General features: G+C 71.9%; 5 protein-coding genes. 3 read left to right on the top strand and 2 right to left on the bottom strand.

Features of this window, described 5'->3' with window-relative positions; genetic code table 11:
* Nucleotides 1-63 precede the first annotated feature (63 nt).
* Genes P409_RS30815 through P409_RS30805 form a run of 3 tightly spaced genes read left to right on the top strand, consistent with a single transcriptional unit; the run spans nt 64 to nt 1,543 of the window.
* Nucleotides 64-450 carry an NADH:ubiquinone oxidoreductase subunit NDUFA12 gene (locus P409_RS30815; RefSeq protein WP_034847449.1) on the top strand — a complete coding sequence of 129 codons (387 nt, stop codon included), beginning with the start codon at nt 64-66 and terminating at the stop codon, nt 448-450.
* A gap of 23 nt (nt 451-473) precedes the next feature.
* Nucleotides 474-1,037, top strand: a complete 564-nt coding sequence (mlaD, locus tag P409_RS30810) for an outer membrane lipid asymmetry maintenance protein MlaD (protein ID WP_034847447.1) — start codon at nt 474-476, stop codon at nt 1,035-1,037.
* Nucleotides 1,038-1,045: 8 nt separating this feature from the next.
* Nucleotides 1,046-1,543: a DUF2155 domain-containing protein gene (locus P409_RS30805; protein WP_081991976.1), complete on the top strand. Its 498-nt coding sequence runs from the start codon at nt 1,046-1,048 to the stop codon at nt 1,541-1,543.
* Here P409_RS30805 and P409_RS30800 read toward each other — a convergent pair.
* A complete protein-coding gene (locus tag P409_RS30800) occupies nt 1,509-1,910 on the bottom strand; it encodes an MAPEG family protein (protein ID WP_034847444.1) in 402 nt (133 codons plus the stop codon). The genes P409_RS30805 and P409_RS30800 overlap by 35 nt on opposite strands.
* A 183-nt stretch (nt 1,911-2,093) precedes the next feature.
* Nucleotides 2,094-2,928, bottom strand: an 835-nt coding sequence (locus P409_RS41015; RefSeq protein ID WP_152613638.1) for a GNAT family N-acetyltransferase, incomplete at its 5' end; no start/stop codon positions are given.

Here is a 2,928-nt window from a genome sequence, read left to right as displayed (position 1 = left end):
CGATGCCATAGTCCGCGCCGTTCGGCGGCCGGGGGCCGTCACTCGGCATGTCCTTGGGATTCCATGGCCTTCGATCTGACCGAATTCGGGCTCCGCGCCTATCTCCGCTTCGTCACCTGGCGGCGTGGCCAGCTGGTCGGCCAGGACGCCCACGGCAACCGCTATTACCGCAGCCGCAAGGTCGCGGCCGGCGGCCGCGAGAAGCGCTGGGTTGTGTTCAACGGCGGCGAGTCCGAGGCGTCGCGCGTGCCGCCGGAGTGGCATGGCTGGCTGCACCACACCTTCCAGGAGCCGCCGGGCGATACCAGCCCGTTCCGCCGGCCCTGGCAGCAGCCGCCCGAGGCCAACCCGACCGGCACCGGCCATGCCTATCTGCCGCCCGGCCACCCGCTGCGCGGCAGCCATCGCGCCAAGGCGACCGGCGACTACGAGCCCTGGACGCCGGCGTGACCGGGACGGTCTGAGGAACGCCGATGCACAGGAATGTTATCGAGACGGTGATGGGCGCGGTCGTGCTGGCCGTTGCCCTGCTCTTCCTGGGATTCGCCTATACCAGCGCCAATCTCGGCTCGGCCTCGGGCTACACGCTCAAGGCCCAGTTCAACCAGGCCGACGGCGTGAACGCCGGCACCGATGTGCGGATCGGCGGCGTCAAGGTCGGCACCGTCACCAGCGTGACGCTGAACCCGGAGAGCTATCTGGCCGATGTCCAGCTGTCGATCGACCCGGCGGTGAAGCTGTCGCAGGACACCGCCGCCGCGATCAGCAGCGACGGCCTGCTCGGCGGCCGCAGCCTCTCGCTCAGCCCCGGCGGGCGGCCGGACGACCCGAGCGGCTGGCTGAAGGACGGCGACACCATCGAATACACCCAGTCGAATCCGAGCCTGGAACAGCTGCTGGGCCAGGTGATCTTCAGCATCGGCCAGCTCGGCGACAAGGGCAGCGCCGGTGGGACCGGGGGCGGCGGCTCCGGCGCGTGGGGCCAGCCTGGCCAGGCGCCGCAGGGCAAGCCGACCGGCGGCATGTTGGGGAATTGATCCGGACCATGCGCAGCCTTCTCGTGCTTTCCGCGCTGGCGGTGCTGGCCGCCGCATCCGTTCCGGGCGCGGCGCAGGCCGCGGCCACGATCGACCAGCCGATCGCCGAACTGCGCGGCCTGGACAAGATCACGGCGCGTACCCAGCCACTCGAGGCCAAGGTCGGAGAGACGGTGCAGTTCGGCACGCTCGGCATCACCGTCCGCGCCTGCCGCAAGGCGCCGCCGGAGGATCCGCCGGAGAGCGCGGCCTTCCTCGAGATCACCGACACCCCGCCCAGCAAGCCGGCCGCCACGGTGTTCAGCGGCTGGATGTTCGCCTCCTCGCCCGGCGTCTCGGCGCTCGACCACCCGGTCTACGACGTCTGGGTGGTCAGCTGCACCGACACCTCGCCGGCCGCCACCGCGGCGCAGCAGGAGGTGGATGAGAACGTGCCGGACGCCTCGCCGCTGCCGCTGCCGGAGATGAAGATCATCCCGCCGGCGCTGCCGCCGGGCCGGCAGTAGCCGCCAACGCGAACAGGCCGAGCACGCAGAGGAAGCCGAGCGACCAGAGGTTCGAGCGCAGGCTTGGCCGGTCGGCGGCATAGGCGGCCGTGTAGGCCAGGCGGATCAGCACGAACAGGCCGGCCAGGATGTCGGCCCAACCCTGCGGCGCGCCGCGCATCTGGGCGATGATCACCGCCGCGGCAAAAGCTGGGAACGTCTCGAAATGGTTGCGGTGGGCCCAGTCCAGCCGCTGCTGCCAGCCGGTCATCCGCTCCATGGCCAGGCGGGGGGCGTGATTGTCGATCCGCGACGTCACCTTGGCCGGCATGATGGTCACATAGGGCAGCAGGATGGCCGCCAGGACCATCCACAGGGCGAAGCTCATCACGGCGACTCCGGCTGGGTTCGCGGCATTGTCGCCATCCTCCGCCAACCCGTCGAGAACGGCACGCCATCTTCACGTCATTGCGAGGAGGCGAAGCCGACGAAGCAATCCAGGGGCCGGTGCGCACCGGCCCCTGGATTGCTTCGCTGCGCTCGCAATGACGGTGTTGGTTTGCAAGACGAGCTACCCCGCCGGCACATCCTTCGCATAGACCGGGATGGTCTCGGTGACGGCGAAGCCGTGGCGGCGGTAGAGGGCCAGGGCGGCGTCGTTCAGCGCCGCCACCTCCAGCACCGCGACGCCGGCCCCGGCCGCGTGCAGGCGGCGCAGGCTCTCGGCGACCAGAATGTCGCCCAGCCCGCCGCCGCGATGCTCCGGATGGCGGCCGATCAGCGCGACGTCGCCCTCGCCGCCGGGGCCTGGGGGCGGGTGCACCCGCAGGAAACCGGCCACGGCATCGCCGCGCAGGATCAGCCCGTGATGCTCCGGCATCGCCCGGGCGCGGGCGGCGAAACTGTCGAAATCCGGGATGCTGGCGCCGGGGACCGGCATCATGGCCCGGCAGACCGCCTCGTGCTGGCTGCGCATCGTCGCCTCGGTCGGCGGCGACCAGCGCAGCCCCTCCGGCAAGGGCGGTACCGGCGGCGGGGGCGCGTCGAGCGGCCGGCGCATCACATGCATCCGGTAGGCCTCGCGATAGCCGCGGGCCAGCAGCTCGGCCGCGCGGCCCTCGAATACATCCTCGGTGCCGACCTCCAGGCTGCGCCGCGGCCCGGCGGCGGTGATCGCCTCGGCCTCGTCCAGCAGCAGGGCGGCCAGCGCGTCGCCGTCGCAGCCGGGCAGGAGGCACAGCGGCACCAGGATGGCGGCGTTGCGGCCGTTGGTGGTGGCGTCGACCACCGCGGCGACGGCGACCCGCCGGCCCTCGGCATCGACCGCGTCGATGATGCTGCCGGGACCCAGCACCAGGGTGGACAGGCCCCAGCGCGGATCGAAGGGCGTGGTCGGCACCGGATGC

This window comes from Inquilinus limosus MP06 (assembly GCF_000767795.1).
GTDB lineage: Bacteria > Pseudomonadota > Alphaproteobacteria > DSM-16000 > Inquilinaceae > Inquilinus > Inquilinus limosus_E.
The sequence above is the reverse complement of the archived record's forward strand: the minus strand, read 5'-3'. Positions and strand labels throughout refer to the sequence as shown.

What these genes read in the sequence shown, in the direction of transcription:
- P409_RS30800 (WP_034847444.1), bottom strand. Translation starts at nt 1,910, where the DNA reads ATGAGCTTCGCCCTGTGGATGGTCCTGGCGGCCATCCTGCTGCCCTAT.
- P409_RS30815 (WP_034847449.1), top strand. Translation starts at nt 64, where the DNA reads ATGGCCTTCGATCTGACCGAATTCGGGCTCCGCGCCTATCTCCGCTTC.
- P409_RS30805 (WP_081991976.1), top strand. Translation starts at nt 1,046, where the DNA reads ATGCGCAGCCTTCTCGTGCTTTCCGCGCTGGCGGTGCTGGCCGCCGCA.
- mlaD (WP_034847447.1), top strand. Translation starts at nt 474, where the DNA reads ATGCACAGGAATGTTATCGAGACGGTGATGGGCGCGGTCGTGCTGGCC.